This window comes from Pseudactinotalea sp. Z1739, from assembly GCF_049725055.1.
In the GTDB taxonomy this organism is placed as follows: Bacteria; Actinomycetota; Actinomycetes; order Actinomycetales; family Beutenbergiaceae; genus CALKWS01.
Window position 1 is genome coordinate 1 of record NZ_JBMPQA010000005.1, and the last position, 25,401, is coordinate 25,401.

A 25,401-nucleotide genomic window follows, 5' to 3' on the forward strand; every position below is an offset into this window, starting at 1 on the left:
TGCACCGACGACCAAGGAACCCCAAGTGGAAAAGCCGGACAGACCGGCGATTTACCCCTGCCCTTGCAGCGTTTCGAGCATCTCAGCCCAGATCAACTCGCCTTATCGCCCCATCGGTGGATCGAGGCTTAGACCTAGTCGAGCACGCCAATGCCTACCGGGCCGAGTACAACACCACTCGCCCGCACGAGGGCATCTCATGGAACCGCCCACTCGAGGTCCACCTCGGCCTCGCCGACCCCCTCGTCCCCAACTTTCCCGAGACCGAACCTCTGCCAACTACTTGACGCGGGACAGGGATGGTTTTCGGGATACTAATCTGATGGCGTTCGTGCGTAAGGTTCGCACCGGTTCGGGGGCGACGGCGGTTCAGGTGGTGCAAAAGCGTCGCGGGCGGCTGGAGGTCTTGAAGCACGTGGGTTCGGCGCACTCCCAAGCGGAGTTGGGGGTGCTGCTGGAACAGGCGCAGGGCATCTTGCGCCAGTATCAGCCGGTTCTGGATCTGGGGATCGATGATCCGGTGGGCCCGGCTGATCTGCTGGGCGAGCCCAAGGCTCAGGGCGAGTTGTTCAACCCGCCGGGCCAGTCTGTGAAGGACACGGTAGGTAGGGCCCAGGCGGTGGGGACGGTCTCCGATGTGCTGTGGGCGACGCTGCGCAGCGCCTATGGGCGCCTGGGTTTCGATGTGGTCGACGATGAGGTCTTCACTCAGTTGGTGCTGGCCCGGTTGATCGAGCCGGCTTCGAAGTTGGCCACCATCGGGATCCTGGAGGAACTGGGCGTTGATGCCCCGCACCGCAACACGATCACCGCCTGTTTGAAGCGGATCAACGCCGAGGACTACCGGTCCCAGATCGCTCGGAAGTGTTTCGCCCACGCGGCCAGCAGCGGTGATATCTCCCTGATTCTCTACGACGTCACGACGTTGTATTTCGAGGCCGAGCATGAGGACGTGCCGATGATCTAGTCGTGCTCTGCCATTCACGGCAGCAGGCCGAGCGGGTCAAGGAACGCCTGGCCGCGTGGTTGGCGCCTCGAGGGCTGTCGTTCAACGAGGACAAGACACAAATCGTGCCCCTGTCCGAGGGGTTTGACTTCCTCGGGTTCCACGTCCGCCACTACCGCAGTCCGGGAATATTGCTGATCAAGCCCTCGAAGGCAGCGGTCAAGCGGTTCCGTGCCCGGCTCCGCATCGAGGTGCGTAGCCTTCACGGCACGAACGCAGCGGCCGTGATCAGCAGGCTCAACCCGATACTGCGGGGCTGGTCGGAGTACTACCGGACGGCTGTGTCCAAGCAGGTCTTCGGAGACATCGACTCCACTTTGTGGTGGTTGCTGTTCAAATGGGGCAGACGCCAGCACAACATGAAGACAGGCCAGTGGATCGTGGACCGCTACTTCGGACGGTTCCATCCACGACGACAGGACCGCTGGGTCTTTGGCGACCGCACAACCGGCGCCTACCTGCGGAAACTGTCGTGGACGCCGATCCGCCGTCACCAGATGGTCAAAGCCGACGCGTCCCCGGACGACCCGGCGCTGAGCCACTACTGGGAACAACGACGGCGGCGGCGGCACCGGCCCCCGGCCACACCGGCACCGCTGTCCCAGTACCTACGACGCCCACAGGAATTTGCTTGAGCCGGATGCGATGAAAGTCGCACGTCCGGTTCTGAGGGGGCCCCGGCCCGGCAACGGGCCGGGGCTACCCGACGACCACCACGTTGATCCCGGTGCTGACCCAGTTCCAGCAACGTCATGGTGTTACTGACACGGTCGTGGTCGCCGATGCGGGCATGCTCTCGGCCGGTAACCTCAACGCCCTGGAGGATGCTGGTTTCAAGTTCATCGTCGGCTCACGACTGACCAAGGCTCCTTACGACCTGGCTGAGCATTTTGAGCGCCACGGGAACTACTTCACCGATGGGCAGATCCTGGAATCAACCAGGGTGATGGGCACCGGGAAGAACGCCCGGGAACGTCGCATCGTCTACCAGTGGTCCTTCAAACGTCAAAAGCGCGATGACCGCAACATCAACGCGATGATCGCCAAGGCCGAGAAGATCGCCTCCGGAGCCGCCCCGATGCGCAGGACGCGGTTCTTGAAGGTCACCGGTGCCACCAAGGAACTGGACCAGGCCACCATCGACCGGGCCCGCCAACTGGCAGGCCTGAAAGGCTACGTCACCAACCTGCCCACCCAGACCATGGCCGGCCAGAGCGTGATCGGCGCCTATCACGACCTGTGGCAGGTCGAAGCTTCCTTCCGGATGACCAAGTCTGACCTGGGCGCAAGACCGGTCTTTCACTACCGACGCGAGGCGATCCTGTCTCGCGTCAAGTAGTTGGCAGGATTTGTTCGATTTCGAAGTTGGGGATGGTGGGGTCGGCAAGGCCGGCGTGGACGTCGGCGGGACGGTTCCAGGCGAGCGCTTCGTGTGGGCGGACGCGGTTGTAGTCGTCCCGGTACGCGCTGATTTGCTCGACAAGCTCGAGGCCGTGGTCGATCTCTTCGCGGAACAGCCACTCGTATTTCATCGTCCCGAAACCGCGTTCGCGTGACCCGTTCTGCCCGGGCGTACGCACACGCGTGCGGACGTGCCGCAGCTCTGGGTGCGCGGCGATCAGCGCTTCGAAGGTGACCGACCGGAACGGGCCACCGTTGTCGGTCACGATCGTCAAGACCGGCGTGATCTCCCCGGTCACGGGCTCTACCGGGGCGTCATCGATCAGCGGGTGCCCGAGCAGCCCCTCGGCCTCGGCGAGGGCCTTCTCGACCGCGGTAACGGCGTCGTGCATGTTCGCCGTCGGGGACACGTGCGCGTCGAACTCGTACTTGGACCAGTAGTCCCGGCACGACGCGATCCGCCACGTCCCACCGGTGGTCGTCTCGTACTCAGAGAAATCCAGCTGCCACACCTGGTTCGGGCCGGTGGGTTCGGTCGCGAAGGCCGCCTTGCGGCGCTCCGCGAGGCGGCGGCGTTCCCGCTGGTAATGCGCGGGCAGGATCAGTCCCTCGTCGCGCAGGAGGCGCAGCACGGTCGACTGGGAGACGCGGTGCCCGTCGTGGCGGGTCATCGCCCAAATCTTGCGGTGACCCCACGCCGGATGCGCGAGCGCGTGCGTGACAGCGCGGCCCCGGGCGCCCTGGCGCGCGGGCTGCGGCCACGACCCCTTAAGCGGCCGGTCCACGCGTGCTTTGGCCTGCCAGCGCCGCCACGTGCGTTCGGGCATGTCGACCAGTGCGCAGAACCTCGAAGTCGACATACCCGCCTCCGCGCGGATCACCTCGAGGTCCTCGAAGGGCCCAAGCGGCCCTCCGCGCTCTTCTTCCACACCCGGATCTCCACGGCCGCTTCGCCGAGAGCCTGGGTCAGCTCGGCGACTTCGTCCTCGAGCTGCTGCTCCCGGGTCGACGGCTTCGACTTCCCGGCCTCGATGCCAGCCTTTCCGCCTTCGAGGAACTGTCGTTTCCAGTTCCCGATTGCCTGCTCGGAGACCTTCTCCCGGCGGGCGGCCTCGGCGATGGTGATCTCGCCTTGCAGCACAGCAAGCACGACGCGGAGCTTCTTCTCCGCAGGGATCGTCGGTGGACGACTCATGATGATCCAAACCTCTCAGCCGGGGTGTTGCACCAGCAACTAACTACCCCTGCCAAACATTCTGACGCGCGACAAATCCAGGCCCACCTGACTATCGTCTTCGCCGCACTGGCCATCACCCGCTACCTCACCACAGCGACCGGTACATCGATCAAGAAGATCGTGCGCACCCTGCGGCCCCTGCGTTCAGTGCTCATCGGCATCGAGGACCACCAGATCACCGCCGCCCCCGCCATTACCAACCAGGCCCGCGAAATCCTCAACCAACTACCCCCGATCACCACGGGGCACTAGGCCTGTGAGAGTCGCGGCAGAGAACCTGGGGCGGTTCACAGTGACACCTCCAGGTGGTCCCATGCTCGGGCAACGAGGTGGTCCCTTCACCCTGGCAAGCGACACAAGTGGGCCCGCATCGATGTGAGTCGCGCGGTCAACCTCGACAATCGCAGTAACTGAACCGCCTCGCCATTGAACTCCGGCGAGAATCTACAGCGCTTCTCCGACACTCTGGCGCTTCTCTTTCGGAAACAAACCTCGTAGCGCCTCGTATCCGAAATATCAGGAACGGCTCGCTAGACCTTCCGGGCCTGCTTGCGCGCATGTCGTGGCGGACCGAATGCGACTGGAGCGTTCTCGAGCACTGAAACCTCGCTCACGCGTCGTTCTTCGATAGCCTCCCCGAGCAGTTTAGCGGCCTTGCGTTCCTCACCGTTCGCAACGTTCCATGACCACCAACGATACTTCTGGGCAGTCTCATATGCGGGTCCATCCATTATGATTCGACCTTGGTGTAACCAAATCGCCCTGGTGCACATATCCTCAACCGTCTGCGCGGCGTGCGACACGAGAAAGACGGTAGCAGCACCCCTACGGAGTTCAGTCATCTTCTGTTCACTGCGGTCTCTGAACGCGGCGTCACCTGTGGCAAGGGCCTCGTCGATCAGGAGGATGTCTGGTGCGGCCGCTGCGGCGATCGCGAATCTCAGGCGCGAGCCCATGCCGGATGAATAGGTCCGCATAGGCAAATAGATGGACTTCCCGATCCCAGCGAGTTCCACGACCTCAGGGAACAACTGTTCGACCTCGTGCGGTGACTTGCCCATAGCCAGGAGCCCGATGCGTACGTTCTCCGCGCCGGATAGGTCCGGTAGCAGAGCAGCGTTGACTCCCAACAGCACCGGCGTGGACTCCGCCAACACAGTTCCTCGGCTTGGGGGTTCAAGGCCAGCGATAATCCGAAGCATCGTGCTCTTACCCGAGCCGTTTCGCCCGATGACACCGATTGACTCCCCCGAGCGAGCTAGCAGAGAGACGCCACTCAATGCTCGGACCAGTACCTCGGGTCTGGCGCCGAGGAGTCGCTGCGCGGCCACCTGTAGCGGAGCCCCCCCGACCCGCTCGGCCCTGTCACTCGACGGCACGCTGTAGCGCATGTGGACGCCTGATAGCGCGACGGTGGCAGCGCCTACAGGCACCTGGGTACTGGACTTGCGTTCTTGGGTGGTGTTACTCGCGGCCATAACGCTCCTCTGCCCGCCAGAAATAGATGAATCCAAGCAGAGCTGTGCCGACTGCCCAAGCGCCGAGGATCAACCATGATCGTGCCTCCGGGCTCACGCCGTAGAGGAGCAGGTCGCGTGACATGTCAAGGACTATGAACACGGGGTTCAGACCGAGGATCGCAAGAATCTGCGGATCGGTTACGAAGCGATCGAAGGAGTACAGTACACCGGAGCCGTAGAACCACAATCGTTGCACGAACTGCAACAGATGTCGGAAATCCGGTATCTGCGCGACAATCCGCGCGGCGAAGAATGCCACGCCCACGTTGAATACCGTTTGCAGGATGAATACAGCCGGGAAGAGGAGCCATCGCCACGTGACGTCGGCATGTGGGGGACTCATCTCCGCCGCATCCGGCGAAGGGACCATCACGATCAGAAGCAGCATGGTCCCGATGACAGGGAGCATGTTGAGTGCTTCTCGGAGGATAATAGAGATGGGCAGGGAGGCGCGCGGAAATGTGAAGCCGCGGATCATCGCCTTGGAACCGGTGATCGCTGTCGCCCCACTCGTCAGAGATCGGCCTGTGAACTGGAAGAGGAACACCCCGATGATCAGGTATCCAACGAACCTATCAATGCCGCGTGAGGTTCCCAGTAGGACGCCGAAGATGAGGAAGTAGATCGCACCATTCAGCAATGGCTGGAGCACCAACCATACGTTTCCCAAGATCATTCCCCGCCCGGTAGAGAAGGCGCGGGCTCGGGAATCAGCCCAGATGAAGTGGCGGCGATTCCAGAGGTCGAAGAGGTACCGCCTCAGTGCCGGGCGCTTGCCGACGGGTTTGAGGAACCAGCGGCCGATCACCTCTTTATGAGGGTCGTCGCTTTGGAGTTCTTGTACGAAGCGTGCGTTGTCCTGGACCTCCTGCTGGGGTTGTTGGTTCGTGCTCATCGCGTCTGATTCACCTCCTCGTAGATATCTGCATAGGTTAATCCGAGGGTCCGCCAAGTTCGGTCGCGGGCGAAGGAACGGCCTGCTCTAGCGTAAGCCGTTGCCAGGTCACGGTCGCATTGCAGTGCAGAAATGTGATCCGCGAGTTCACGAAAGTTGCTGGGATGGAACGTCTTCCCCGCACCTGGCGCGGAGACGATCTCGGCGAGCGCTGGCAAGTCGCTGGCGATCACTGGCCGACCCAAAGCCATGGCCTCGACCGGCTTTAATGGAGTGACGATCCGGGTCACTGGGAGATCACGGCGAGGGACGACGAAGGCATCCAATGCCTGGTACCACGTCCGTGCTTGGTGGCGGGGCACCCGGCCGGGAAACCTGACCCACTCCTGCAGGCCGAGCCGGCGAGTCTGAGCGATCAGGTCAGGTCGCGAGACGCCATCACCTACGAGTGCGCCTCGCACATCCAGCCCTTCTGCGCGTAGGACGGCAATCGCCTCGATGAGAGTGTCGAAGCCTTCATAGTCCACCAGCGAACTGACTGAACCCACCCAGAATCCGTCCGCGGGAAGCCCGAGTGCCTCCCGGGCTTGAGGCGGCGTCCGGCGCTGCTCCAACAGCGCCGCATCGACCCCGTTGGGAATCACGGTAACCTCGTCGGCGGCCCGGCCACGGGCGATGATGTCCTGGCGCAGCGTCTCACTGATCGTGACCACGTGATCGGCAGCGAGCATCATCTCCGTCTCCTTCTTGCGCAACAGCCGGTAGCGCTCGCTGGTTTCGGCTGCTGACTGAACAGAGGGATGGCGGGAGGCCAGCCATGTCTTCTCCAACTGCCCGCGTACCTCGTAGATCCAGGGGACGCTGAGCGCTCCGGCTATTGCCTGAGTTACGAGGGCGTTGGTGTAGTTGGTGGTGGTGTGGAGCACCGTGGGAGCAAACTCTTCCGCGATCGGCAAGGTCTGCCGGACCATCTGGTCCAACCGCGTAGCGGGTAGGCCGGCAAGGCGCGATGTCAACACGCGGTGGTAGGTGATGCCGTCAACCTCATCGGAAGCGCTGGCCCCGGCGAGCCCGACCGTGACGGGGTAACCGATCCGCGTCACCGCTGCCACGCTGACACCGGCCTGCGCCTGAGCCTTCAACACTTCGTGGCTGCGGAAGGCGTAGCCGCTGGCCGTATGCGGTACGGAGTTCGTCAACACGTGGAAGGCGCGGATGCCACCTCCTGGCGTGGGGCGGGCCCGAGCGGCGGGGGTCCTCAGCGCAAAGCCTGGGGCCAGAGTCGCGCGCTCGGAAGCCAGACGAGCGGCATACCGCTGCCCGGCCCGCCCGGCGCGGCGGGCCAGGCGGATCGCTTCGGTGATGTCGCCGTCGTTCCACGCCCCGCGCGCACGAGTGAGCGGTCGTGCCGACTCCAACCTCTCAGGCGCCAGGGCGGGGTCTCCTAACTGAACGGCCAGTTCAGCCATCACATGGCGTGGTAGCACTCGCTTCGGTGGCCTTGCTGCTGCCAAGGTGCCTGCGACGTCGTCGGTCCTTCCGGCAATGAATTGGGCCAGGGCGAGCCGCGCTCCCGCAGAAGCGCGCACAGCCAAAGCGCGGGAGAGCACCGTTCGGGCGCGGTTCGGCAGGCGCCGGGCGGCCTGGACCACCAGCAACAGCGGATCGTCTGCACCCTGCTGCAGCGCAGTCCGGGCGATCAGGAGGAGATTTCGCAGGACCTGAACCGGTCGGGCGGGTGTGGAGGCGGTAGGCACTAGGGCGTGTAGTCCGTGCCGTAGGTGTCCACGTACTCATCCATCGAGTCCGTGCGCAGCGCCTCACCCAGATCAGCGGTCTGGCTCTGGTTCACCACGTTGACCGACTGGCCCTGCTCGGTGCCGAACCCGGTGACCGGTGCCATCAACGACACCACCGAGTCAGTGTCGAAGTCCTCCAGCACCGTGGCGAGGGCGAGGGTGTCCTCCACGGTGAAGTCCCCGGTGACCCTGACGTTCTGGTAGAGCATCTCCACCAGTTCAGGGAATTCCTCCGGCTCCTCGGTGAGTTTCTCCTGGATACGCTCCAGCATCCCCACCAGGGCCGCTCGGCCACGTTCGGTGCGGTCCAGATCACCCAGCGGCATGCCCTGGCGCTGGCGGACGTAGATCAGGCCGTCGGTGTTCTCCAGCCGGATGCGCCCCTCGGGGAACTCCACGTGCCGCCCGGTGCTCTCCACGGTGACCGACGTGGCGTACTGGTTGTCCACCTCGAAGTACTCCAACCACCGGGTGAGGTTGATGAAGGAGTTCATGTTGGTCTGCACCGTGAAGTCGATGTCCAGGCCGCCGAGCAACTCATCCAAGGTGGCGTGCATGGTGTCCAGGCCACCGCGGGGGTAGGCGGAGTTGAGTTTCCCGTTCCCGAAGCCGGGGATGTGCACCCAGGAGTCCCGGCTGAAGGAGACCAGGTAGACGTTCTCCCGGTCCTCTGGGACGTGGGCCAGGATTATGGTATCCGGGTTGCCGACCATGGTGTCGGGGTCCCGATCGTCCGTGCCCAGCAACAGAATGTTGACCGGCCCCTCGGGCAGTGGGTCCTGTGCTTCGGGCTCCGGTTCAGGTTCGGGTTCCGGCTCCGGTTCGGGTTCGGGCTCCGGTTCCGGCTCAGGTTCGGGTGCAGCGCTGGTGGTCTCCTCCGGCTCGGGCTCCTCCGCGGATGAGCATGCCGTGAGGACCAGTGCCCAACTGAGCACGATCATCAGCAGCGCTAAGCCTCGGCGTGGCCGGCGGTCAGTGCGGCGCAGTGTCACGGGTGCAGCCACGACGATCCCCCCTGGTTAGGTCCTGAGCGTAAAGAGTCATCGTACGCAGGCGCTGGTGCATGCATCGGTAAGTACCTGTCTGCCCTACACCATCACGTGGGCAGGGTTGTGGCCGTAGAACTGCACATCCGCGTTGGCCAGCAACTCGGTGTCGGTGGTGTTCCAGGTGTGCCGGTGGTCGCCGTTGCCGGAGGTGGTGGCGCGGCGGTGCTGGATGAAGTTGAATCTGTCGGCCGAGTAGATCGTGGCGCCGGCCGCTGAGGCCGCGTCGAGGAACCCGGTGTCCTCCCCGCGGGGCACAGCAGGGAACGGGTGGGATAAGACCAGGTCGCGGCGAGCCACGATCGTCGGACCGGCGACGAAATCGGTGTATCGGTGCTCGCGCTCGGGGAACCGCAGCACGGTGGCGTCCGGGTCGGCGAGGTACATGAAGTGTGCTTGTTTGCCGACCACGTCGGCGCCTGCGTAGTCCATGGCGTACACCTGGTCGGACAGGTACTGCGGCCCGTACAGATCGTCGTCGTCGACCTTCGCCACCACATCCCCAGTGGCCGCCCGAGCCAGGATGTTCAAGCACTCGCCCAGGGGTGTCTGGGCGTCTGCGCTGAGGAATTCTATTCGCTCGATCCCGTGCTCGTTGGCTTGGTCGCGGGTTTCGGTCTCTGGCAGGTCGAATCCGTGGGCGAGGAGCAGGAGTTCGTAGTCGACATCCTGCTGGGCTGCGATGGTGGCCAGGACGTGCTCGATCTGGGCGGGTCGGTTGGTGGACACCAGAACCGAGACCGTGGGCCGGGCCTTTACGCGGTGCTCGGCGCCGATGCGGTCCAGGACAGCGTCCACCCGTCGGGTGTAGGTGTGCTCGGACCAGATCCGCCGCTGGGCCCGGTGCACCATCCGGTCGCGCAGTTCGCGGCTGCGGACCAGGGCGCGCAGGGTGTGTTCGGCCTCCTGGCGATCGTGCACCTGGGCGACCATGTCCGCGGTGAAGTAGTGCTCGATTGCCGGGCTCGGCGTCGAAACCACCGGGGTGCCGCTGGCGGTGATCTCGAAGATGCGCCGGGCGCACATGCTGGGGGAGTCCACCACGGAGTTGACGTTGAGGAACACCTTGTAGGCGCGGTTCGCCGAGAGCATCCGGTCATAGGTCAGCGAGCCGACCACACGTTGATCCAGCGGCGGGGGGAACTGGTAGCGATCATCCGCGCCCAAGTACCGGGAGAAGATCTCCAGGCCGGTTTCCATCCTCGGGCTGACGGCCTCGGCGGCGCCCAGGAGAAGATCCATCTGCTCACGGCGCTCGGGGTAGCGGTGGGCGAAGTACATGCCCGCGAAGGCGATGTCTCGGTGCTGGTGGCCGCCTGAGGGGCGCACCGGGTTGTGGATCGACTGCTGGGCGGCGAAGGGCAGCAGGCCGATGCGCTCGTGGCCCAGGTCGCGGCGGTAGACATCGAGGCGATTGGCATCGGTGGTGAACACGTGGTCGAAGAGCCGTGCCGAGTCCAGGAAGTCGGCGTAGTGGGCTGGGTCTTCCTTGTTCCAGAACACCGTGGGGACACCGTTGGTTCTGCACCACTCGACCAACTCGACGAACTGCGGGCGGGGAGCGCTGGTGCCGGTGAGGTGGTACTGCCACGCATCGGCATTGCCGTGCCAGGCCGACTCCACGAACAGCATCTCCACCGGGTGCTCGGTGAGCGTCTTCCGCCAGGAGGAGGGGGTGAGTTCGACCTGGACCCACTCGTAACTGAAGGCCAAGCGGGAGAAGTCATCGAGGATGACGGCGACCCGCATCTGCCTCCGCGGGGCCCGTTCTGGGAGCGGCCATGGGGGGAAGGTCAGGTGCCCATGGGCGTCACGCTGGCCCTCCAGCAGCGAGGGGGTGTGGCGGGTGGTGGTGCTGCGGTTCAGGTACTTGCGAAGTTGCCGGTGGCCCCCCGTGCGCAGATGCCACAGGGCGACGCGGGCTCGGTGGAGCCTAGACAAGGGGTGGGGCTTCCGACGCGGGGTGATGGCCCTCGTGGGTGCCGGGAAGGCGGCGTGATGGCCGCGCTGCGAGATCGCCCTCCCGGGATGCTGCCTCCATGATGTGCCAGCATAGTCAACCGATGCAGGCGGGATTGTGCGGTTGCGGGTCATGCGCGTAGGGGTGGGCGTCGTACACAACGGGGGTTTCGTGGTCGTCAGTCGACAAGTCCAGAGCGAGGCACTCTGAAGAATTGTCGGTTGGTGTAGCGACCCAGCAGGGCGCGACCGTCCGTGTCGTTGAGCGGTATGTGCCGTTCTACTCGGGCAAGATTGGTGTAGCGCAACGCTGGATTAGGCCGCGATGTCAGACCTCGGCGCAATCATGTGGCGGACGCGTGTGGAGGAGCGACCATGGCACCGAAGACTGCAGTTCGAGTGATGACTGTCGAGGAGGCGAAGGAGTTGCGCGCTGATTTGGTGCGCCGTTTGCCGTTCTCCGAAGAGGAGTTGCGCCATCGCGCGCAGCGGTTCGATCTTGATCCTCGGCAGTTGGCGGCCTATGACGAGATCGAAGACCTGGACTACCTACTCAAACACGCCGGATGAGCCAGCTCGCGGTTCAGGCTCGTCAGTTCGCTGATGAGTTGACCGCGACGATCGACGGAGTCGTGGTCGGTAATTCCCAGCCCTTCGACGCGTCTCTGGTAGCAGGTGGTGTGGGGGTGACTGTTCGACAAGAGCCTGGTACGGGCACCCCGTTGTCGGTAGACGGTGACACGACCATGTCTCTGCGAGTGCATTACCGTTGCGCTCTCGATTCATCCGAGAAGTTTCTTCGTGTTGAGAAGTCGACGTTCGCCCTCCATTACGGTGCTGAGGCCGACGGGCCACCGATATTTCGATACGACTACGACAGGGACATGCCGCATCCGCTCCCGCGAGCCCACCTCCAGGTTGATGAGGGCGCGACCTCCGATAACTCCGGGTTGTTCTCCTTGGCTGGATCCGGAACGTCTCGAGCGCGCCGGGTCCGGAAACGATGGGAGCGGGACGACTCGCACGGGCGACAAGGCGACCTGCACTTCCCACTTGGCGGGGATCGCTTCCGGCCGAGTGTGGAGGATGTGCTTGAGATTCTGGTGGACGCGTTCGGCGTGGATTGCGAACGGGGGTGGCGGTCGGTCCTCCGAAGAGGCCGCGTGCGTTGGCGCCGTATACAACTCATGGCAGCCATTCGAGACAATGCACAGGTGGCGGCGGAGGTGCTTGAATCTGAATTCGGCTATAAAGTGATTCCTCCCGCGGGCGGGCACCCGGCGTCGAAGGACGAGAACCTCCGTCGGCTCTGATCTGCCACCAACGAGCCAGTGGCCAGGCGCCCCCGCCCGGAAGGTGGACGCGATGTCCGAGGCCAGTTTCATCACTCCAGCGACTAAGGCTCGGCGCGCACGTCAAGGGCCGCCCGTGCATCGTTTTCGGCGCGAGTGTCCTACTGCGGATGCACAGGAGGTGGGTGTGCCAAGGAACGGGGATCGTCCCTCGTTGATGCCGTGCGGGAGAATGCGTGGCGATGACCCCTTCTGACCGATCGAGCACCGTGGTCTCCCTGCGCGCCCTGCTGCCCGGGGTCTATTTGCCCACGCTGTTGTTTGAGATCGGCGTGGGCGCGATGATGCCGATGATCGCCGTGTCCACCACCAGCCTGGGTGGGAGTCTGTCCACCGCGGCGTTAATGGTGTCGCTACTGGCGGTCGGCAAGATCCTGGCCGATGTGCCGGCCGGTGCACTGGCCGCGAAGGTGGGGGACCGTCCGGCGATGGTGGGGGCCTCCGGACTGGCGGTGCTCGCGCTGGCTGGGCTGGCGTTGGCGCCGAACTTGGTCACATTGGCCATCGGCGTGCTGCTGGTGGGGGCTTGTGATGCCGTCTACGGCCTGGCACGCCAGTCCTACCTGACCGCGGTGATCCACCCGCTGCGCCGGGCCCGGGCCCTGTCCACCCTGGGCGGGGTGGCCCGGATCGGATTATTCCTGGGCCCCTTCGTGGGTGCCCTGGCGATGGCAGGTTCGGAGGAACCATCCCGGTCCTACTGGGTGGGGGTGGTGACCTCCCTGGCCGCGGCCGTCGTCGTCGTCAGTGTTCGTGACCCGGCCAAGGACCTACCGCACACCGCCGCACCCAAGGGCGGGCGCATGGCTGTGCGGGCGGTGTTGCGCCAGCACCAGCGCGTCTTCGTCACCCTCGGGGTGGCGGTGCTGGGGGTGAGCGCAGTGCGTGGGGCGCGCAACACGGTGCTGCCGGTGTGGACCGAGTCCCTCGGGTTCGACCCCTCGACGACGTCACTGGTGTTCGGGCTGTCCGGCGCGATCGACATGCTGCTGTTCTACCCGGCGGGCAAGGTGATGGACCGGTTCGGGCGGCTGTGGGTGGCGATCCCCTCGATGGCGGTGATGGGCCTGGCGATGCTGCTGTTACCGCTCACCTCCACGCTGGTGGGGGTGTCGGTGGTGGCAATGGTGCTGGGGTTCGGCAACGGCATCGGCTCGGGGATCCTGATGACCCTGGGCGCCGATACCGCCCCACCGGGCCAGCGCGCCCAGTTCCTGGGGATCTGGCGACTGTTCGCCGACACCGGGGGAGCGGCCGGGCCCTTGGTGGTCTCGGCCGGCGCGGCGCTCGGATCGCTGGCCGCCGGGATCGTCTCGATGGGGGTGCTCTCGGGCGCCGTGATTGCGGCGCTGGGGCTGTGGGTGCCGCGGTGGTCGGTGCATGCCAATGCGCGGACGCGGCGGGAGGCGGGGGTGTGAGGGTCGTGTTGTTCGTGCGGACGCCTGCGATGTCGACTACGGGCTTGCGCGCCAGTCTCGCCCGCTTGCCTCACTGCGATGATCCCCCCGTTGCGGCGCCACGGCAGCGGTCGCGATTCAACAACAACATGCCAACCGTGGGCTGTAGTTTAAGTTTAGGCACCCTGCTAAACCTAAACTTATGATCGATTCGCGCGACTCGATTCACTTCCAGCCGGGCACCGAACTTATCGTGGACCGCAACCGAACGGAGATGGCCGTAGAACGTTGCCTCGAGGCAATCCGCCATGGCAGTTTGCCGGATGCAGCCGAGCGCCAACGAGTGGATGTCAAGGAAGAAGCGGGCCGGCGGGGTTCGGGCGCCTTAACGCGTGCGATTTGCAAGTACCTCTGCCTCAACCTCCCGTTTCACGTCAGCGTATGTCTCAGCGGCACGCCGGTAGACAGCGGAGCGCGCCTCTCTAGCCATGCTCGCCCGGCGCCCCGGCCGGAGGGGGGAGGCTCGTGGTCGTTTTGAGCGCGCCACGGCGCGCCTCGTTCGGCTCTTGTGCTGATGACCTCGCCACGCAACTCATCGGCAGAGGAGCGGAGTTGCTTTTCGATCGCCTCTGCATCCACTTTCTCGCCTGCGGTCCTATATGCGAGGGGTGTTGTCTTCACGGCGTGTGTCACGGCCGATGTCGACCCGTCGTCCCCTGAGGAGGGGGCCATGGACCCGGCGCGGCAGAAGACCATAACTAACTCACGCCAAAAGCTATGACGATGAAGCGATGACGCGATAGTTCATGACTTTGCCACTACCGCCGGAGCAACTCGGACCAGGGCGGAGCTCTTGCCAACTTGCGGCACCGCCGTCGTGCTTTGCCCTTCCAGGCCCTGCCCAGGGATCGACGCGGGCTCCGCGATCCGGCGACCGGGTGGAGCGATGAGGGTCGTCCTACAGCCCGTCGTGCTCGGCGGGCATCGGCGGGTCGCGGACGGGGGCTTCTGAACCGAGTCCCCGGCGCCGCTCCGTGACCTAATTGTGACTTATGTTACCGAACCGTGACATTGCTTCGCGAGCGGGTTACGGTCGCGGCACTTCCGAACCTGGAAGTCCGTGGGCGGACGCCGAACTCTGCCACCGCCCGCGGTCCATTAGCCGCCATGGCAGGGGCGGGGGACCCATGAAGACGGGACCGGCGTGCTGGTCCCTGGGGTGAAGTCTGGCCACGGCCAGGCCGGGTGTTTATCCGACCCGAACCCGACAGCTAACCCCGAAGGCAACCGGAGAAAACACCATGACACTACACAGCACCGCACGCGCGCGGCACCGAGCCGACGTGCGTCCCACCACCTTCCTCTCCGACCTGCCGGTGGGAAAGGTGGCCCGTCGCGGCACGGCCGGTGTGGCCACCGCGGGCCTGGCCTTCGGGCTGGCGATGCCCGCAGCCAGCGCCGACCCGGACGAGACCTACACCGTGAACGCCGGTGACACCGTCGGCAATATCGCCGCCGAACATGGCGCCAGCATCCAGGGGATCATCGACGCAAACGGCCTTCGCTCCGATGCGCGGATCTTCCCCGGTGACGAACTCACCATCCCCACCAGTACGGCATCGTCCAGTGCTGGTGGCGCCACCCACACCGTGAGTGCCGGTGACACCGTCGCGGCTATCGCGGCGCGGTACGGCGCCGGCGTTCAGGCGATCATCGACGCCAACGGCCTGGGTGCTGACGCGCTGATCTTCCCTGGGGACGAGCTCACCATCCCCGGTGGGTCGGGATCGTCGTCGGGGTCGGGATCGGCGTCAACGTCGGGATCGGGCTCGGGATCGGCTTCAGCCTCCGGGTCGGGCTCGGCGTCAACGGCGGGCTCGGGATCGGCTTCCGTGCAGCGGGGGACCGACACGGCCTCCCGTGACGGCCAGCGCTCCGCTGCGCCCTCCCCGCAGGCCAGCGCCTCTGGCAGTGCGATCGTCAACATCGCCCGCCAGTTCGTGGGCACCCCGTACGTGTGGGGTGGGTCCAGCCCGGCCGGATTCGACTGCTCCGGGTTCACCTCCTACGTGTACGCCCAGGCCGGCATCGACCTGCCGCGTAACTCCGGGGCCCAGCGCAGCGCCGGCCAGGTGGTCTCCGCCAGCCAGGCCCAGCCCGGGGACCTGGTGTGGTGGCCGGGGCACATCGGTATCTACACCGGCAACGGCAACCACATCGCCGCCCGTAACCCCGGCACCGCGCTGCACGAGAGCAAGATCTGGCGGGCCAACCCGACCTTCATCCGGGTGGCCTGACCGGCTCACGGACTCAACTGCCGCGTGCGACCCATCGGCCCGCCCCGAACTTCGGGGCGGGCCGATGCGTTTGCAGACCGGGCTGCTCGCCCATGATCAGGCGACTCCAGGGACGAAGCCAGCATTGGTCGGCTGAGGGGGTGGCTTCAGCCGATTGATGCTGACTTCGGGGGTGGGTTGATGTCGGCGGCCCATAGGGTCAGGGCTCGTGGGAACTCACTCAGCACGTACAGGCCACGGCCCGCCTGGCACGCCGGCCATGGCACCGCCTGCCGGAGCACCTCAGCGCCGCCGGCGGCCGTGGATCGCCGCGAGCATCGGCGTCGTCCTCGCTGCGGTCCTGGCCGGGTGTGCCGCCCTGCAGGGCGCCCCGGTGAACCCGCCACCGGCTCCCGCGGCCGCTCCGTCAGCGGCCGACGCGGCCGCGTCACTGACCGCTGTGGACACAGAGGCCTGGCTGGACGGTTTCCTGCCGGCAGCGTTGGAACGGGAGGGCGTGGCCGGGGCAGCGGTCTCGGTGGTCCACGAGGGCGAGGTGGTCACCGAACGTGGCTACGGCTACGCCGACACCGGCGCCGGCTCCGGTACCGGCTCCGGCTCCGACGACCCTGCCTCGGCGCCGCAGCCGGTCGAGGCCCAGCGCACGCTGTTCCGAGTCGGATCGATCAGCAAGGTGGTGGTGGGCATCGCCGTCATGCAACTGGTCGAGGAGGGGGCCGTGAGCCTGGATCACCCGGTCGCCGACTACATCGACCTCGACATCCCCACCACCTACGACGAACCGATCACACTGCGCCACCTGCTGTCCCACACCGCCGGCTTCGAAGAACGCCTGGCCGGTGTTTTCCTCGACCCAGCCGGCGACGTCCCGCCACTGCGCGAGGTGCTCGCCGACCCGCCGCGGCAGATCTACGCCCCCGGTACCACACCGTCGTACACCAATTACAGCAATGCACTGGCCGGCTACGTCGTGGAACGCGTGAGCGGGATGAACTTCGCCGACTACGCCGCCGAGCACGTCTTCACCCCGGCCGGGATGTCCACCGCGACCTTCGCCCAACCGCTGCCCACCGAACTGGCCGAGCAGATGTCCGGCGGCTACCCGCACCTGCGCGCCGAGCCGGCACCCTTCGAACTGGTCGGCCTCGCCCCCGCCGGGGCGATGAGCGCCACGACTGCGGACATGAGCGCACTCATGCTCACCCTGCTGGCGGCCGAGGACGGTGACCCCGGCTCCCAGGTGCTGTCACCGGAGTCGCTGCGCACCATGGCCGAGCCGGCGTTCGGCGCCGACACCCTCGGCGGGCTAGCCGGCGGGCCGCGCACCGGCCTGGGGCTGTATGAACTGGACCGCAACGGCCAGCGCATCGTGGGCCACGGCGGGGACACCTACGTCTTCCACGCCGAGATGCAGATCTACCCCGAGACCGGCACCGGGATCTACATCGGACTGAACAGTTCCGGGGTGGGTCCGATGTCCACCGCCGTGATCCGCGATCAACTCGTGTACGGGTTCACCGACCGGTACTTCCCCGACACCCGCACCGCTCCGGAGCCGACGGCCACCGCCGCGGAGCACGCGCAGGTGCTCGCCGGGTCCTACATGACCACCCGGGGGGTGCAGAGCAACTTCGTGCGGGTGTACTCCGCGCTCGTACCGGTCACGATCAGCGCGACCGGCGACGGCACCCTCACCATGGACGCGTTGGTGGATGCCTCCGGGTCGCCGCGGGTGCTGGTGGAAGTGGAGCCGTGGGTGTGGCAGGAGGTCGGCGGGCAGCAACGCCTCGGCGCCGACGTCGTCGATGGGCAGGTGCGGGCCGTGGGGCTGCACCCGGCGATCGCGTTGGAGCCGCTGCCGGCAACGTTGGCGCTGGTGCCGTGGGTGCTGGTGGGGACCTCGGTGGTGCTGGTGGTCGGGCTGCTCGGCCGCCCGGTGGCGGCGCTGGTGCGCCGGCGCTACCGGGGCCGCCTGCAGACCTCGCGAGAGGACCGGTGGCTGCGGCTGGCGTGCACGGTCGGTGCGGCGGTGGCCTTGCTCGCGGTGGGCCTGTGGGCGGTGGTGGCCGCGATGCTGATGGGCTCCGGTGGCGCCCCGGCCCTGCTGATCCGGGTGGCGCAGTTGCTGACCCTGGTGGCGGTGTTGGCGGTGATCCCGGCCGGGATGCGTTTGGTGGGTTCGCTGCGCCGGCGGCGCTGGTGGTCTGCGGGCAGCGCGGCGTTCTTCTCCCTGGCCTTCGCCGGCCTGGGTTACGTGGCGGTGGTGGGCCGGTTGCTGAGCCTGGACATCACCTACTGAGGAGTGGTTTGAAACTTCTGCGGCCAAGCCTGAACCGCTAGACATCCGATCTTTTGGTGTGGGTTGGTGGCGATCTTCTGGGACCGTCCCCGTTTGCCGTGTCGAACCTGTGCTATACATCCTATGTCTAGGATCTCTGCACGCGTGCCACCCATCTCGAAAGGACATCGCCTGCCATGGGCACCATCACGGCCCTTGAGTCGCGGGACGTTCGATTCCCCACTTCCCGTCAACTGCACGGCTCCGATGCGATGAACCCGGATCCGGACTACTCCGCCGCCTACCTCACTCTGCGGACCGATGAGACCCTGCCCGGTGGTGAACCACTGGCCGGCCACGGTTTCGTCTTCACCATCGGCCGCGGCAACGATGTACAGACTGCGGCACTCGCAGCCCTGGCCGATCACGTCCGGGGCCTGGATGTCGACGCGGTGTGCGAGGACCTCAGCCTGGTGCCCCGCCGGCTCACCGAAGACTCCCAACTGCGGTGGCTGGGACCGGAGAAGGGCGTCATCCACATGGCAGTCGGCGCCGTGGTGAACGCCGTGTGGGACCTGGCCGCCCGCCGAGCCGGCAAGCCGTTGTGGCGCTTCATCGCCGAACTGTCGCCCGAGCAACTCGTGGCGTGCATCGATTGGCGCTACCTGGAGGATGCGCTCACCCCCGGTGAGGCTCTGGACATGCTGCAGGAGAAGGTAGCGGGACGGGCTGCGCGCACCGATGAGTTACTCGCCGAGGGCTACCCCGCCTACACCACCACACCCGGGTGGCTCGGCTACTCCGATGAGAAGTTGACGCGGTTGTGCCGCGAAGCGGTGGCCGATGGCTACCGCACGGTGAAACTCAAGGTCGGTCAGTCCCTCGACGAGGACATCCGCCGGCTCTCCCTGGCCCGGGAGGCGCTCGGCCCGGACGTGCATCTGGCGGTGGACGCCAACCAACGGTGGGGTGTGCACGAGGCGGTGCGGTGGATGACCGCGTTGGCGCCTTATGACCTGGCCTGGATCGAAGAGCCGACCAGCCCCGACGACGTGCTCGCCCACGCCGCGATCCGCCGGCAGATCCCGGTTCCGGTCTCCACCGGAGAGCACGCCCAGAACCGGATCATCTTCAAGCAACTGATGCAGGCCGAGGCGGTGGACCTGATCCAGATCGACGCTGCCCGGGTGGGCGGGGTCAACGAGAACCTGGCGATCCTGTTGCTGGCGCAGAAGTTCGGGGTGCGGGTCTTCCCCCATGCCGGCGGTGTAGGCCTGTGCGAACTCGTGCAACACCTGGCGATGGCCGATTACGTGGCGATCTCCGGGACGAAGGAGGACCGTGCGATCGAGTACGTCGATCACCTGCACGAGCACTTCGAGGATCCGGTCATCATCCGCGACGGGCGCTACCTGGCACCCAGCGCCCCGGGCATGAGCGCCCGGATGAGAGACTCCTCGGTGCACGCCCACCTGTACCCCGGCGGTGCGGTGTGGCTGGAGGAGGACGAGCACAGCAACGCGGAGCGGGAGGCAGCACAGGCATGAGGGTCGCCGTTCACACGAAACTCAAAGCGGGCGCCGAGCAGGCCTACGACGAGGCGCATCGGGAGGTGCCGGCCGAACTGGTCGCAGCGATGCGGGCCAACGGGGTGCACGACTGGCGCATCTGGCGCAGCGGACTCGACGTGTTCCAGGTCATCGAGTGCGACGACTATGCCGCACTGCTGACAGCGCTGCGCGACCTGCCGGTGAACATCGCCTGGCAGGAGCGCATGGGCCAGATGCAGGACGTCACCCACGACTACTCCGCTGACGGCGCAGATGACGGCCTGCCGATGGTGTGGAACATCAAGGACGTCCCGTGAGCGTGGTCTTCGGTGCGGCATCCATCGCCGGGCTCTACCGGCCGGTCAGCCGCGATGACGCGTTGGCCACTCTCGAGGAGGCGTGGAACCGGGGCATCCGTGCCTTCGACACCGCCCCGCACTACGGGGTGGGCCAATCGGAGACGTTGCTCGGTGAGTTCCTGCAGGACAAACCACGCGACTCCTACACCCTGTCCACGAAGGTAGGACGGCTCCTGTACGAGGACCCCGACGCCCAGGACGGCACCGACGGGTTCTTCGGGGTGCCCAAGCGCTCCCGGATCCGGGACTACACCCGCGACGGCGTGCTGCGTTCCCTGGAGGACTCCCTCCAGCGCCTGGGCCTGGACCGGGTGGACAGCCTCTTCGTGCACGATCCCGAAGACCACATGGACGCTGCCCTAGACCAGGCGGCGCCGGCGCTGGCTCAGTTGCGCGACGACGGGGTGATCAGCAGTTACGGGGTGGGCACCAACTACGCGCAGGTCGCGGCACGGTTCGTTTCCGAAACCAGCGCCGACCGGATCATGGTCGCCGGGCGGTACTCCCTGGTCGACCGGCGCGCTGATGCCACGTTGCTGGAGTTGTGCGCCCAACGGCAGGTGCGCGTGCAGGCGGCCGGGGTGCTCAACTCCGGGCTGCTGGCCAGACCCGGCCCGGGTGCCCCGTTCAACTACGAGCCCGCACCGCAGTGGCTCATCGAGGTAGCCCAGCAGATGGCCCGGGCCTGTGCCCGCTATGACATCGCGCTGCCCGCGGCCGCGTTCCAGTTCCCCACCCGCCACCCGGCGGTGGAGGCGATCGTCATCGGCCCGGGCCGCGTGACCACCGTGCAGGACACCTTCGACCAACTGGCCGTCTCCATCCCCGAGGAACTGTGGGAGGAACTGGAGGCACTGCTGCCCGATCAGGACCGGTTGCCGTCATGACACCGGCTGCACAGAGCCCGCAGATCCTCGATGCCCACCTGCACGTGTGGGATCTTCGGGTGAACACCTACCCGTGGCTCACACCCGAACTGGGCCCGCTGTATGCGAACTACTCGATCCAGCAGGCACGCGCCGAGGCCCGGGCCGCCGGGATCAGCGAAGCGATCCTGGTGCAGGCCGAGGACTCGGTCGCCGAGACCGACTACCTGCTCGGCCTGGCCGCCGAGCACTCCTGGGTCCGCGGTGTGGTGGGCTGGCTGCCCCTGGATGACCCGGCGGCCGCTGCGGCGCTGCTGGAGCGCTACGACCACAACCCGCTGCTCGTGGGGCTCCGGCACCTGATCCACGACGACCCCAGACCCGACCTGCTCGACTCCCCGGAAGGGCGCCGCACCATGGCCGCCGTGGCCGAGCACGGCTACCCGGTGGACATCCCCGATGCGTGGCCGCGTCACCTGCAACAAGTGGAACGCCTGGCCGCCGCCGTACCGGGCCTGACCATCGTCGTCGACCATCTGGCCAAGCCACCGCGTGGCCAAGCCGACTTCGGCGACTGGGCGAACACCCTGCACCAGGTGGCCGCGCACGAGAAGACCGTGGCCAAACTCTCCGGGCTGCACAAGCCCGGGCAGCCCTACACCGCCGCGGCGCTGCGCCCGTCCTGGGAGGTGGCCCTGGAGGCGTTCGGTCCGGACCGGTTGCTGTACGGCAGCGACTGGCCGATGAGCGTGCCCCACGGCGGGTACGGGCCCACCCACGAGGTGCTCATGGAACTCGTGTCCGAGCTGTCCGCACCGGAACGCACGCGCATCCTGCGGGACACCGCACGCCGGGTGTACCGGTCGGCCGATTCCTGAACAACCCGGAGGAACCCCTGATGCCCACCACCCCGAGCGCGACCGGCCTGGAGATCGCGATCCAGGACATCGAGGGCGCCCACGTGGCCGCGGCCCACGGCGCGGACCGGGTAGAACTGTGCCAGGCCCTGGCACTGGGCGGGCTGTCACCCAGCCGAGGACTGATGACGCACGTCGCGGCGACCGGGGTCCCCTTCCGCGCGCTGATCCGCCCCCGCGCCGGGGGTTACCGCTACACGCCGGCGGAGGTCGCCGTGATGGTCACCGACGTGCGCACCGCGCTGGAGTGCGGGGCCGAGGGTGTGGTGATCGGTGCACTGACCGACGACGGTCTGGATCACGCCACCTTGCGAACGCTCGCCGACGCCGCCGACGGCCGGCCGGTGATCATCCACCGGTGCATCGACGTCCTCCTGGCCGATGGGCGGCACGACCCCGCGGCGCTGGTCGAGCAGATCCGGGCCACCGGGGCCACCGGGGTCCTCACCTCCGGCGGGGCCCCCCGGGCCGGGCAAGGGCGGGCCGTGATCGGTGCCCTGGCCGCGGCCGGTGGCGGTGACTTGGAGATCGTTGCCGGCGGGGGAGTGCGTCCCGAGGACGTGCCCGCGCTGGTGGCCGCGGGAGCCGACGCGGTGCACCTGAGCGCGAGCCGTGAGGTGGCCACCGGCCCCTCCGGGCCCGGGGGAGGAGAGGACACCTTCTCCACCACCGACGCCGGAGGTGTGGTTGCAGTTCGTGCGGCGGTCGACGCGCTCGCCTGACTCTTTGTGGGACCTAGTGGCGCGGGGGCAGCAGCGTGGCACTCAGGGACGGGTCAGCCATGTCCGGGTCGAAGGGGTACATCGGCCGCTCGATCCGTTCATGACCCAGCCGCAACAGGTCCTGGTCCACTCCGCCGGGGGTGAGCGCCATCCGCCAGTCCGCGGCCAACCCGTACAGGTACGGCTCGAGGTAACCCACCTTGGAGATCACGATGTCGAACTCGTCCGGATCCACTCCGGCGTGGCCGAAGTCCTCGGCCAGGTGGTAGGGCTTGCGCCGCTCGGTCACCACCACATGCAGACCGCCCACCCGGATGACGGCGACGGCCCCTGCCACCGGATCGGTTCCGCTGACATGCTCGACGACGCCGTCCAAGGTTACCGGGGGCTCGTGGATGTCGTCGATGCGGGCACCGGCCTGCAGGCGCACCGGCGCACCCACGCCCGCCTCCGCAGCCTGGCGGGCAGCAGGGGCATCAGGCAGCGCGGTGTACAACACCTTGACCTGGCCCCCGGTGACCCGGGAGTCCTCCAGCAGGCGCGCAACCGCCCAGGTCATATCGCCTGAGCCGCCGGCGGTGGGGTTGTCCCCGGAGTCGGAGATCATGAACGGCCGGGCCGGGCTCGAGATCGCCTCGTCCAGGCACTCGGTGAACGTGCCCGTGGGGGCGACGAACTCGAAGTCCGCCCGGGCCTGCCAGTACAACCGCGCCAGCCGCTCGGCCTCGCGGGTCACCACGTCGGTGTCGAACCCGGTGACGACCACGGTGGCGTTGCACCGGGGCTCATCAGCCCAGGCATACCCCACCCAGATCGCGGCATCGAGCACGTCATCCAGGGCCTCGACCACCGGAACCTCGGCATAGATCCGCTTCGCCGGATCGATCCGGGTGGACGTCTTCTCCCCGGGCAGCAGCACGGGAATGCGCACCCACGCCTTGTGGGGCCGCGTGCCGCTGGTGAGTACCTCGACCAGGTTGGCCACGGTACGCTCCCGGGACTCCATGGCGTCCTCGTGCGGGGCCATCCGGTAGCAGGTGATCAGGTCGACGGCCTCCAGCAACGGCTGGGTGACGTTTCCGTGCAGGTCCATCGAGGTGGAGATGACGGTTCCCGGCCCCACGGCCTCGCGCACCCGATGTGCGAAGTGGCCCTCGGCGTCGGCCATCCTCTCCACCGACATCGCCCCGTGGATGTCGAGGAAGACGCCGTCGAACGGGCCGTGCTCGGTGAGCAGATCGAGAATCTCGCGCTCCATCTGCTGGTAGGCCCCGGCCAGGACGGCGCCGCCGGGGATCGCCCGCGCTTGCATCAGGGGCACCCACTCGGCGGCGGCGCGAAGGGGTTGGTCGTTCTGCAGGAACGGGTAGTACTCCAGGAGTTCATCCCCGCGGCGTTGGACGAAATCCTCCAGGCCGGCGCGGTGGGGTGAGAACGTGGAGGACTCGATCGCGATTCCGACGATGGCGATCCGGGGTCGGGTGGTGGACGAGGAGGTCATGACTTCCCTTCGTCGATGTGATGGGAGAAGACGGCGGACAGTGCGAGGCGACCGGCACCGATCACTCCGGCATCGGCACCGGAGAGCGTCGGCTCGATCAGCAGGTGCCGCGTGACCAGGGGGTGACAGCCCTCGTACAGACGGCTACGGACCGCGGCCACGAACGGTTCCACGGTTGACAGGACCCCACCCAGGTACACCGCGCCGGGATTGACGAAGTTCACCACGGTGGCCAGCACCTCACCCAAGTATCCACCGGCGGCCCGGACCAGCGACGTCGCCGTCGGCAGGCCCTGGGCGGCCTGCGCCACCATCTCCTGGGTGCCGGCGACCTGGGCGCCTTGTTCCTGCAGCAGGCGAACGATCCCGGCTCCACTGGCCACAGTCTCCAGGCAACCGAGGTTCCCGCACGAACAGGGCGCGTCACCGGCGCTAGGTACCCGGGTGTGAGTGATGTCCCCGGCCCCGAACGTGGAACCCCGGTAGACCTGACCACCGATGATCAAGCCCGAACCGATCGCTGTTCCGGCTTTGACGGTGACCGAGTCGTAGTCGGCGGCTCGCGTGAGGTGTTCTCCCAGTGCCATCGCGTTGGCATCGTTCTCGATCACCACCGCGACGCCCAGACGCTCGTGGAGGAACTCGGCCACCGGGAAGAGGTTCCAACTCGCTAACCGGGACGCTTGGATCACGGTGCCGCGCGTGAAGTCGACCGGGGCCGCCACGGCCAGTGCCACCGCGCGCAGCCGTCCGGGCTCACCGGCTCCCAGTTCCGCCAGGGCGGTAGCGAGTCGCTCCAACGTGGGCTCTGGTCCCTCGGCTGCCGCGATGGTCAGGTCCTGCACTTGCCGCACGTCTCCGGAGATCCCGATGATCCCCAGGCGCGCGTGGTGACTGCCGAGTTCAGCCACACCGACGTATCCGGCCTCATCGCGCAGTCGCAGTACCCGCGGCCGGCGACCCCCGCGGGAGGCGCCCTGGCTGTGTTCGTACAGGACGTCGTCGTCGAGTAACTGCTGCACGTGCAGCGAAATGGTGGAGGGGGAGACATGGAGGGCGCGGGCGAGGTCGGCTCGCGAGGCTGCCTCGCCGGTGGAGACGAGTTCCACGATGCGGTTGGTCACCCTCACGTGGGCACTTCCTTCGCTATCGAACTAATAAGGCCATAAGCGTGCAGCGGGATCGCAGGATCGCGGGCCTCGATGGGGCGTATCCGGGATCACGGTTGGGTAACGGTTCAAAAACCCTGGCAGACATCCTATGTTTATCATGATTTAGTATGCATAAGCGAAGCAACTT

At 66.7% G+C, this 25,401-nt stretch carries 20 protein-coding genes, 2 pseudogenes and 1 riboswitch; of the genes and pseudogenes, 13 read left to right on the forward strand and 9 right to left on the reverse strand.

Translation table 11 applies throughout. The features are described from left to right. The first annotated feature begins 322 nt into the window (after positions 1 to 322). The 3 genes and pseudogenes from ACO0LV_RS07760 to ACO0LV_RS07770 form a co-directional block, all read left to right on the forward strand. A complete protein-coding gene (locus tag ACO0LV_RS07760; RefSeq protein ID WP_424787315.1) occupies positions 323 to 967 on the forward strand; it encodes a hypothetical protein in 645 nt (214 codons plus the stop codon). 2 nt (positions 968 to 969) lie between these two features. Beyond that, the gene (locus tag ACO0LV_RS07765) at positions 970 to 1,641 is read left to right on the forward strand and encodes a group II intron maturase-specific domain-containing protein (RefSeq protein WP_424787316.1); all 672 of its coding nucleotides are present in this window, start codon (positions 970 to 972) and stop codon (positions 1,639 to 1,641) included. Between the two features lie 74 nt (positions 1,642 to 1,715). Continuing rightward, positions 1,716 to 2,327 (forward strand): annotated as a pseudogene (locus ACO0LV_RS07770) (IS1634 family transposase); the annotation flags it as partial. A gap of 10 nt (positions 2,328 to 2,337) precedes the next feature. Here the strand turns inward: ACO0LV_RS07770 and ACO0LV_RS07775 are convergent. After that, positions 2,338 to 3,336 (reverse strand): transposase, encoded by a 999-nt coding sequence (locus ACO0LV_RS07775; protein ID WP_424787317.1) that lies wholly within the window; start codon positions 3,334 to 3,336, stop codon positions 2,338 to 2,340. Next, complete coding sequence (locus ACO0LV_RS07780) at positions 3,285 to 3,602, reverse strand: transposase (protein WP_424787318.1); 318 nt, start codon at positions 3,600 to 3,602, stop codon at positions 3,285 to 3,287. Before ACO0LV_RS07780 ends, ACO0LV_RS07775 begins: the two co-directional genes overlap by 52 nt. A 75-nt stretch (positions 3,603 to 3,677) precedes the next feature. Here ACO0LV_RS07780 and ACO0LV_RS07785 point away from each other — a divergent pair. Then, a pseudogene (locus ACO0LV_RS07785) lies at positions 3,678 to 3,896 on the forward strand (IS1634 family transposase); the annotation flags it as partial. A gap of 278 nt (positions 3,897 to 4,174) precedes the next feature. On the opposite strand, the gene ACO0LV_RS07790 reads toward ACO0LV_RS07785, so the two are convergent. The 5 genes from ACO0LV_RS07790 to ACO0LV_RS07810 form a co-directional block, all read right to left on the reverse strand. Next, entirely contained in the window at positions 4,175 to 5,122 is a 948-nt protein-coding gene (locus ACO0LV_RS07790; RefSeq protein ID WP_424787319.1) for an ABC transporter ATP-binding protein, read from the reverse strand. Continuing rightward, a complete protein-coding gene (locus ACO0LV_RS07795; protein WP_424787320.1) occupies positions 5,109 to 6,059 on the reverse strand; it encodes an ABC transporter permease in 951 nt (316 codons plus the stop codon). The genes ACO0LV_RS07790 and ACO0LV_RS07795 overlap by 14 nt, the downstream gene beginning before the upstream one ends. Continuing rightward, complete coding sequence (locus ACO0LV_RS07800; RefSeq protein ID WP_424787321.1) at positions 6,056 to 7,528, reverse strand: glycosyltransferase family 4 protein; 1,473 nt, start codon at positions 7,526 to 7,528, stop codon at positions 6,056 to 6,058. The genes ACO0LV_RS07795 and ACO0LV_RS07800 overlap by 4 nt, the downstream gene beginning before the upstream one ends. A 287-nt stretch (positions 7,529 to 7,815) precedes the next feature. Continuing rightward, positions 7,816 to 8,862 (reverse strand): LCP family protein, encoded by a 1,047-nt coding sequence (locus ACO0LV_RS07805; protein WP_424787322.1) that lies wholly within the window; start codon positions 8,860 to 8,862, stop codon positions 7,816 to 7,818. Positions 8,863 to 8,946: 84 nt separating this feature from the next. Continuing rightward, the gene (locus ACO0LV_RS07810; RefSeq protein WP_424787323.1) at positions 8,947 to 10,845 is read right to left on the reverse strand and encodes a glycosyltransferase family protein; all 1,899 of its coding nucleotides are present in this window, start codon (positions 10,843 to 10,845) and stop codon (positions 8,947 to 8,949) included. A gap of 393 nt (positions 10,846 to 11,238) precedes the next feature. Between ACO0LV_RS07810 and ACO0LV_RS07815 the strand changes: the two genes are divergently transcribed. From ACO0LV_RS07815 to ACO0LV_RS07855, 9 genes are all read left to right on the forward strand, one after another. Continuing rightward, a complete protein-coding gene (locus ACO0LV_RS07815) occupies positions 11,239 to 11,433 on the forward strand; it encodes a hypothetical protein (RefSeq protein ID WP_424787324.1) in 195 nt (64 codons plus the stop codon). A 964-nt stretch (positions 11,434 to 12,397) separates the two neighbouring features. After that, positions 12,398 to 13,633 carry an MFS transporter gene (locus tag ACO0LV_RS07820; RefSeq protein WP_424787325.1) on the forward strand — a complete coding sequence of 412 codons (1,236 nt, stop codon included), beginning with the start codon at positions 12,398 to 12,400 and terminating at the stop codon, positions 13,631 to 13,633. A gap of 1,129 nt (positions 13,634 to 14,762) precedes the next feature. After that, a riboswitch (cyclic di-AMP (ydaO/yuaA leader) is annotated at positions 14,763 to 14,912 on the forward strand. Position 14,913: 1 nt separating this feature from the next. Next, positions 14,914 to 15,909 carry a LysM peptidoglycan-binding domain-containing protein gene (locus ACO0LV_RS07825; RefSeq protein ID WP_424787326.1) on the forward strand — a complete coding sequence of 332 codons (996 nt, stop codon included), beginning with the start codon at positions 14,914 to 14,916 and terminating at the stop codon, positions 15,907 to 15,909. 259 nt (positions 15,910 to 16,168) lie between these two features. Next, positions 16,169 to 18,208 (forward strand): serine hydrolase domain-containing protein, encoded by a 2,040-nt coding sequence (locus ACO0LV_RS07830; protein WP_424787327.1) that lies wholly within the window; start codon positions 16,169 to 16,171, stop codon positions 18,206 to 18,208. A 176-nt stretch (positions 18,209 to 18,384) separates the two neighbouring features. Next, complete coding sequence (locus tag ACO0LV_RS07835) at positions 18,385 to 19,734, forward strand: enolase C-terminal domain-like protein (RefSeq protein WP_424787328.1); 1,350 nt, start codon at positions 18,385 to 18,387, stop codon at positions 19,732 to 19,734. Then, entirely contained in the window at positions 19,731 to 20,054 is a 324-nt protein-coding gene (locus ACO0LV_RS07840) for an L-rhamnose mutarotase (RefSeq protein WP_424787329.1), read from the forward strand. The genes ACO0LV_RS07835 and ACO0LV_RS07840 overlap by 4 nt, the downstream gene beginning before the upstream one ends. Beyond that, positions 20,051 to 20,983 carry an aldo/keto reductase gene (locus ACO0LV_RS07845; RefSeq protein WP_424787330.1) on the forward strand — a complete coding sequence of 311 codons (933 nt, stop codon included), beginning with the start codon at positions 20,051 to 20,053 and terminating at the stop codon, positions 20,981 to 20,983. Before ACO0LV_RS07840 ends, ACO0LV_RS07845 begins: the two co-directional genes overlap by 4 nt. Beyond that, positions 20,980 to 21,840: an amidohydrolase family protein gene (locus ACO0LV_RS07850; protein WP_424787331.1), complete on the forward strand. Its 861-nt coding sequence runs from the start codon at positions 20,980 to 20,982 to the stop codon at positions 21,838 to 21,840. The genes ACO0LV_RS07845 and ACO0LV_RS07850 overlap by 4 nt, the downstream gene beginning before the upstream one ends. 20 nt (positions 21,841 to 21,860) lie before the next feature. Next, the gene (locus ACO0LV_RS07855; protein ID WP_424787332.1) at positions 21,861 to 22,601 is read left to right on the forward strand and encodes a copper homeostasis protein CutC; all 741 of its coding nucleotides are present in this window, start codon (positions 21,861 to 21,863) and stop codon (positions 22,599 to 22,601) included. A 13-nt stretch (positions 22,602 to 22,614) separates the two neighbouring features. On the opposite strand, the gene ACO0LV_RS07860 is transcribed toward ACO0LV_RS07855, so the two are convergent. Both ACO0LV_RS07860 and ACO0LV_RS07865 read right to left on the reverse strand, forming a co-directional pair. Beyond that, positions 22,615 to 24,102 carry a M81 family metallopeptidase gene (locus ACO0LV_RS07860; RefSeq protein ID WP_424787333.1) on the reverse strand — a complete coding sequence of 496 codons (1,488 nt, stop codon included), beginning with the start codon at positions 24,100 to 24,102 and terminating at the stop codon, positions 22,615 to 22,617. Continuing rightward, positions 24,099 to 25,232: an ROK family protein gene (locus ACO0LV_RS07865; RefSeq protein ID WP_424787334.1), complete on the reverse strand. Its 1,134-nt coding sequence runs from the start codon at positions 25,230 to 25,232 to the stop codon at positions 24,099 to 24,101. Before ACO0LV_RS07865 ends, ACO0LV_RS07860 begins: the two co-directional genes overlap by 4 nt. Positions 25,233 to 25,401: the final 169 nt, after the last annotated feature.

Coding starts and splice junctions, on each gene's coding strand:
- ACO0LV_RS07855 (WP_424787332.1), top strand. CDS start 21,861: ATGCCCACCACCCCGAGCGCGACCGGCCTGGAGATCGCGATCCAGGAC.
- ACO0LV_RS07835 (WP_424787328.1), top strand. CDS start 18,385: ATGGGCACCATCACGGCCCTTGAGTCGCGGGACGTTCGATTCCCCACT.
- ACO0LV_RS07795 (WP_424787320.1), bottom strand. CDS start 6,059: ATGAGCACGAACCAACAACCCCAGCAGGAGGTCCAGGACAACGCACGC.
- ACO0LV_RS07800 (WP_424787321.1), bottom strand. CDS start 7,528: ATGGCTGAACTGGCCGTTCAGTTAGGAGACCCCGCCCTGGCGCCTGAG.
- ACO0LV_RS07860 (WP_424787333.1), bottom strand. CDS start 24,102: ATGACCTCCTCGTCCACCACCCGACCCCGGATCGCCATCGTCGGAATC.
- ACO0LV_RS07790 (WP_424787319.1), bottom strand. CDS start 5,122: ATGGCCGCGAGTAACACCACCCAAGAACGCAAGTCCAGTACCCAGGTG.
- ACO0LV_RS07780 (WP_424787318.1), bottom strand. CDS start 3,602: ATGAGTCGTCCACCGACGATCCCTGCGGAGAAGAAGCTCCGCGTCGTG.
- ACO0LV_RS07820 (WP_424787325.1), top strand. CDS start 12,398: ATGACCCCTTCTGACCGATCGAGCACCGTGGTCTCCCTGCGCGCCCTG.
- ACO0LV_RS07830 (WP_424787327.1), top strand. CDS start 16,169: ATGGCACCGCCTGCCGGAGCACCTCAGCGCCGCCGGCGGCCGTGGATC.
- ACO0LV_RS07760 (WP_424787315.1), top strand. CDS start 323: ATGGCGTTCGTGCGTAAGGTTCGCACCGGTTCGGGGGCGACGGCGGTT.
- ACO0LV_RS07825 (WP_424787326.1), top strand. CDS start 14,914: ATGACACTACACAGCACCGCACGCGCGCGGCACCGAGCCGACGTGCGT.
- ACO0LV_RS07840 (WP_424787329.1), top strand. CDS start 19,731: ATGAGGGTCGCCGTTCACACGAAACTCAAAGCGGGCGCCGAGCAGGCC.
- ACO0LV_RS07815 (WP_424787324.1), top strand. CDS start 11,239: ATGGCACCGAAGACTGCAGTTCGAGTGATGACTGTCGAGGAGGCGAAG.
- ACO0LV_RS07850 (WP_424787331.1), top strand. CDS start 20,980: ATGACACCGGCTGCACAGAGCCCGCAGATCCTCGATGCCCACCTGCAC.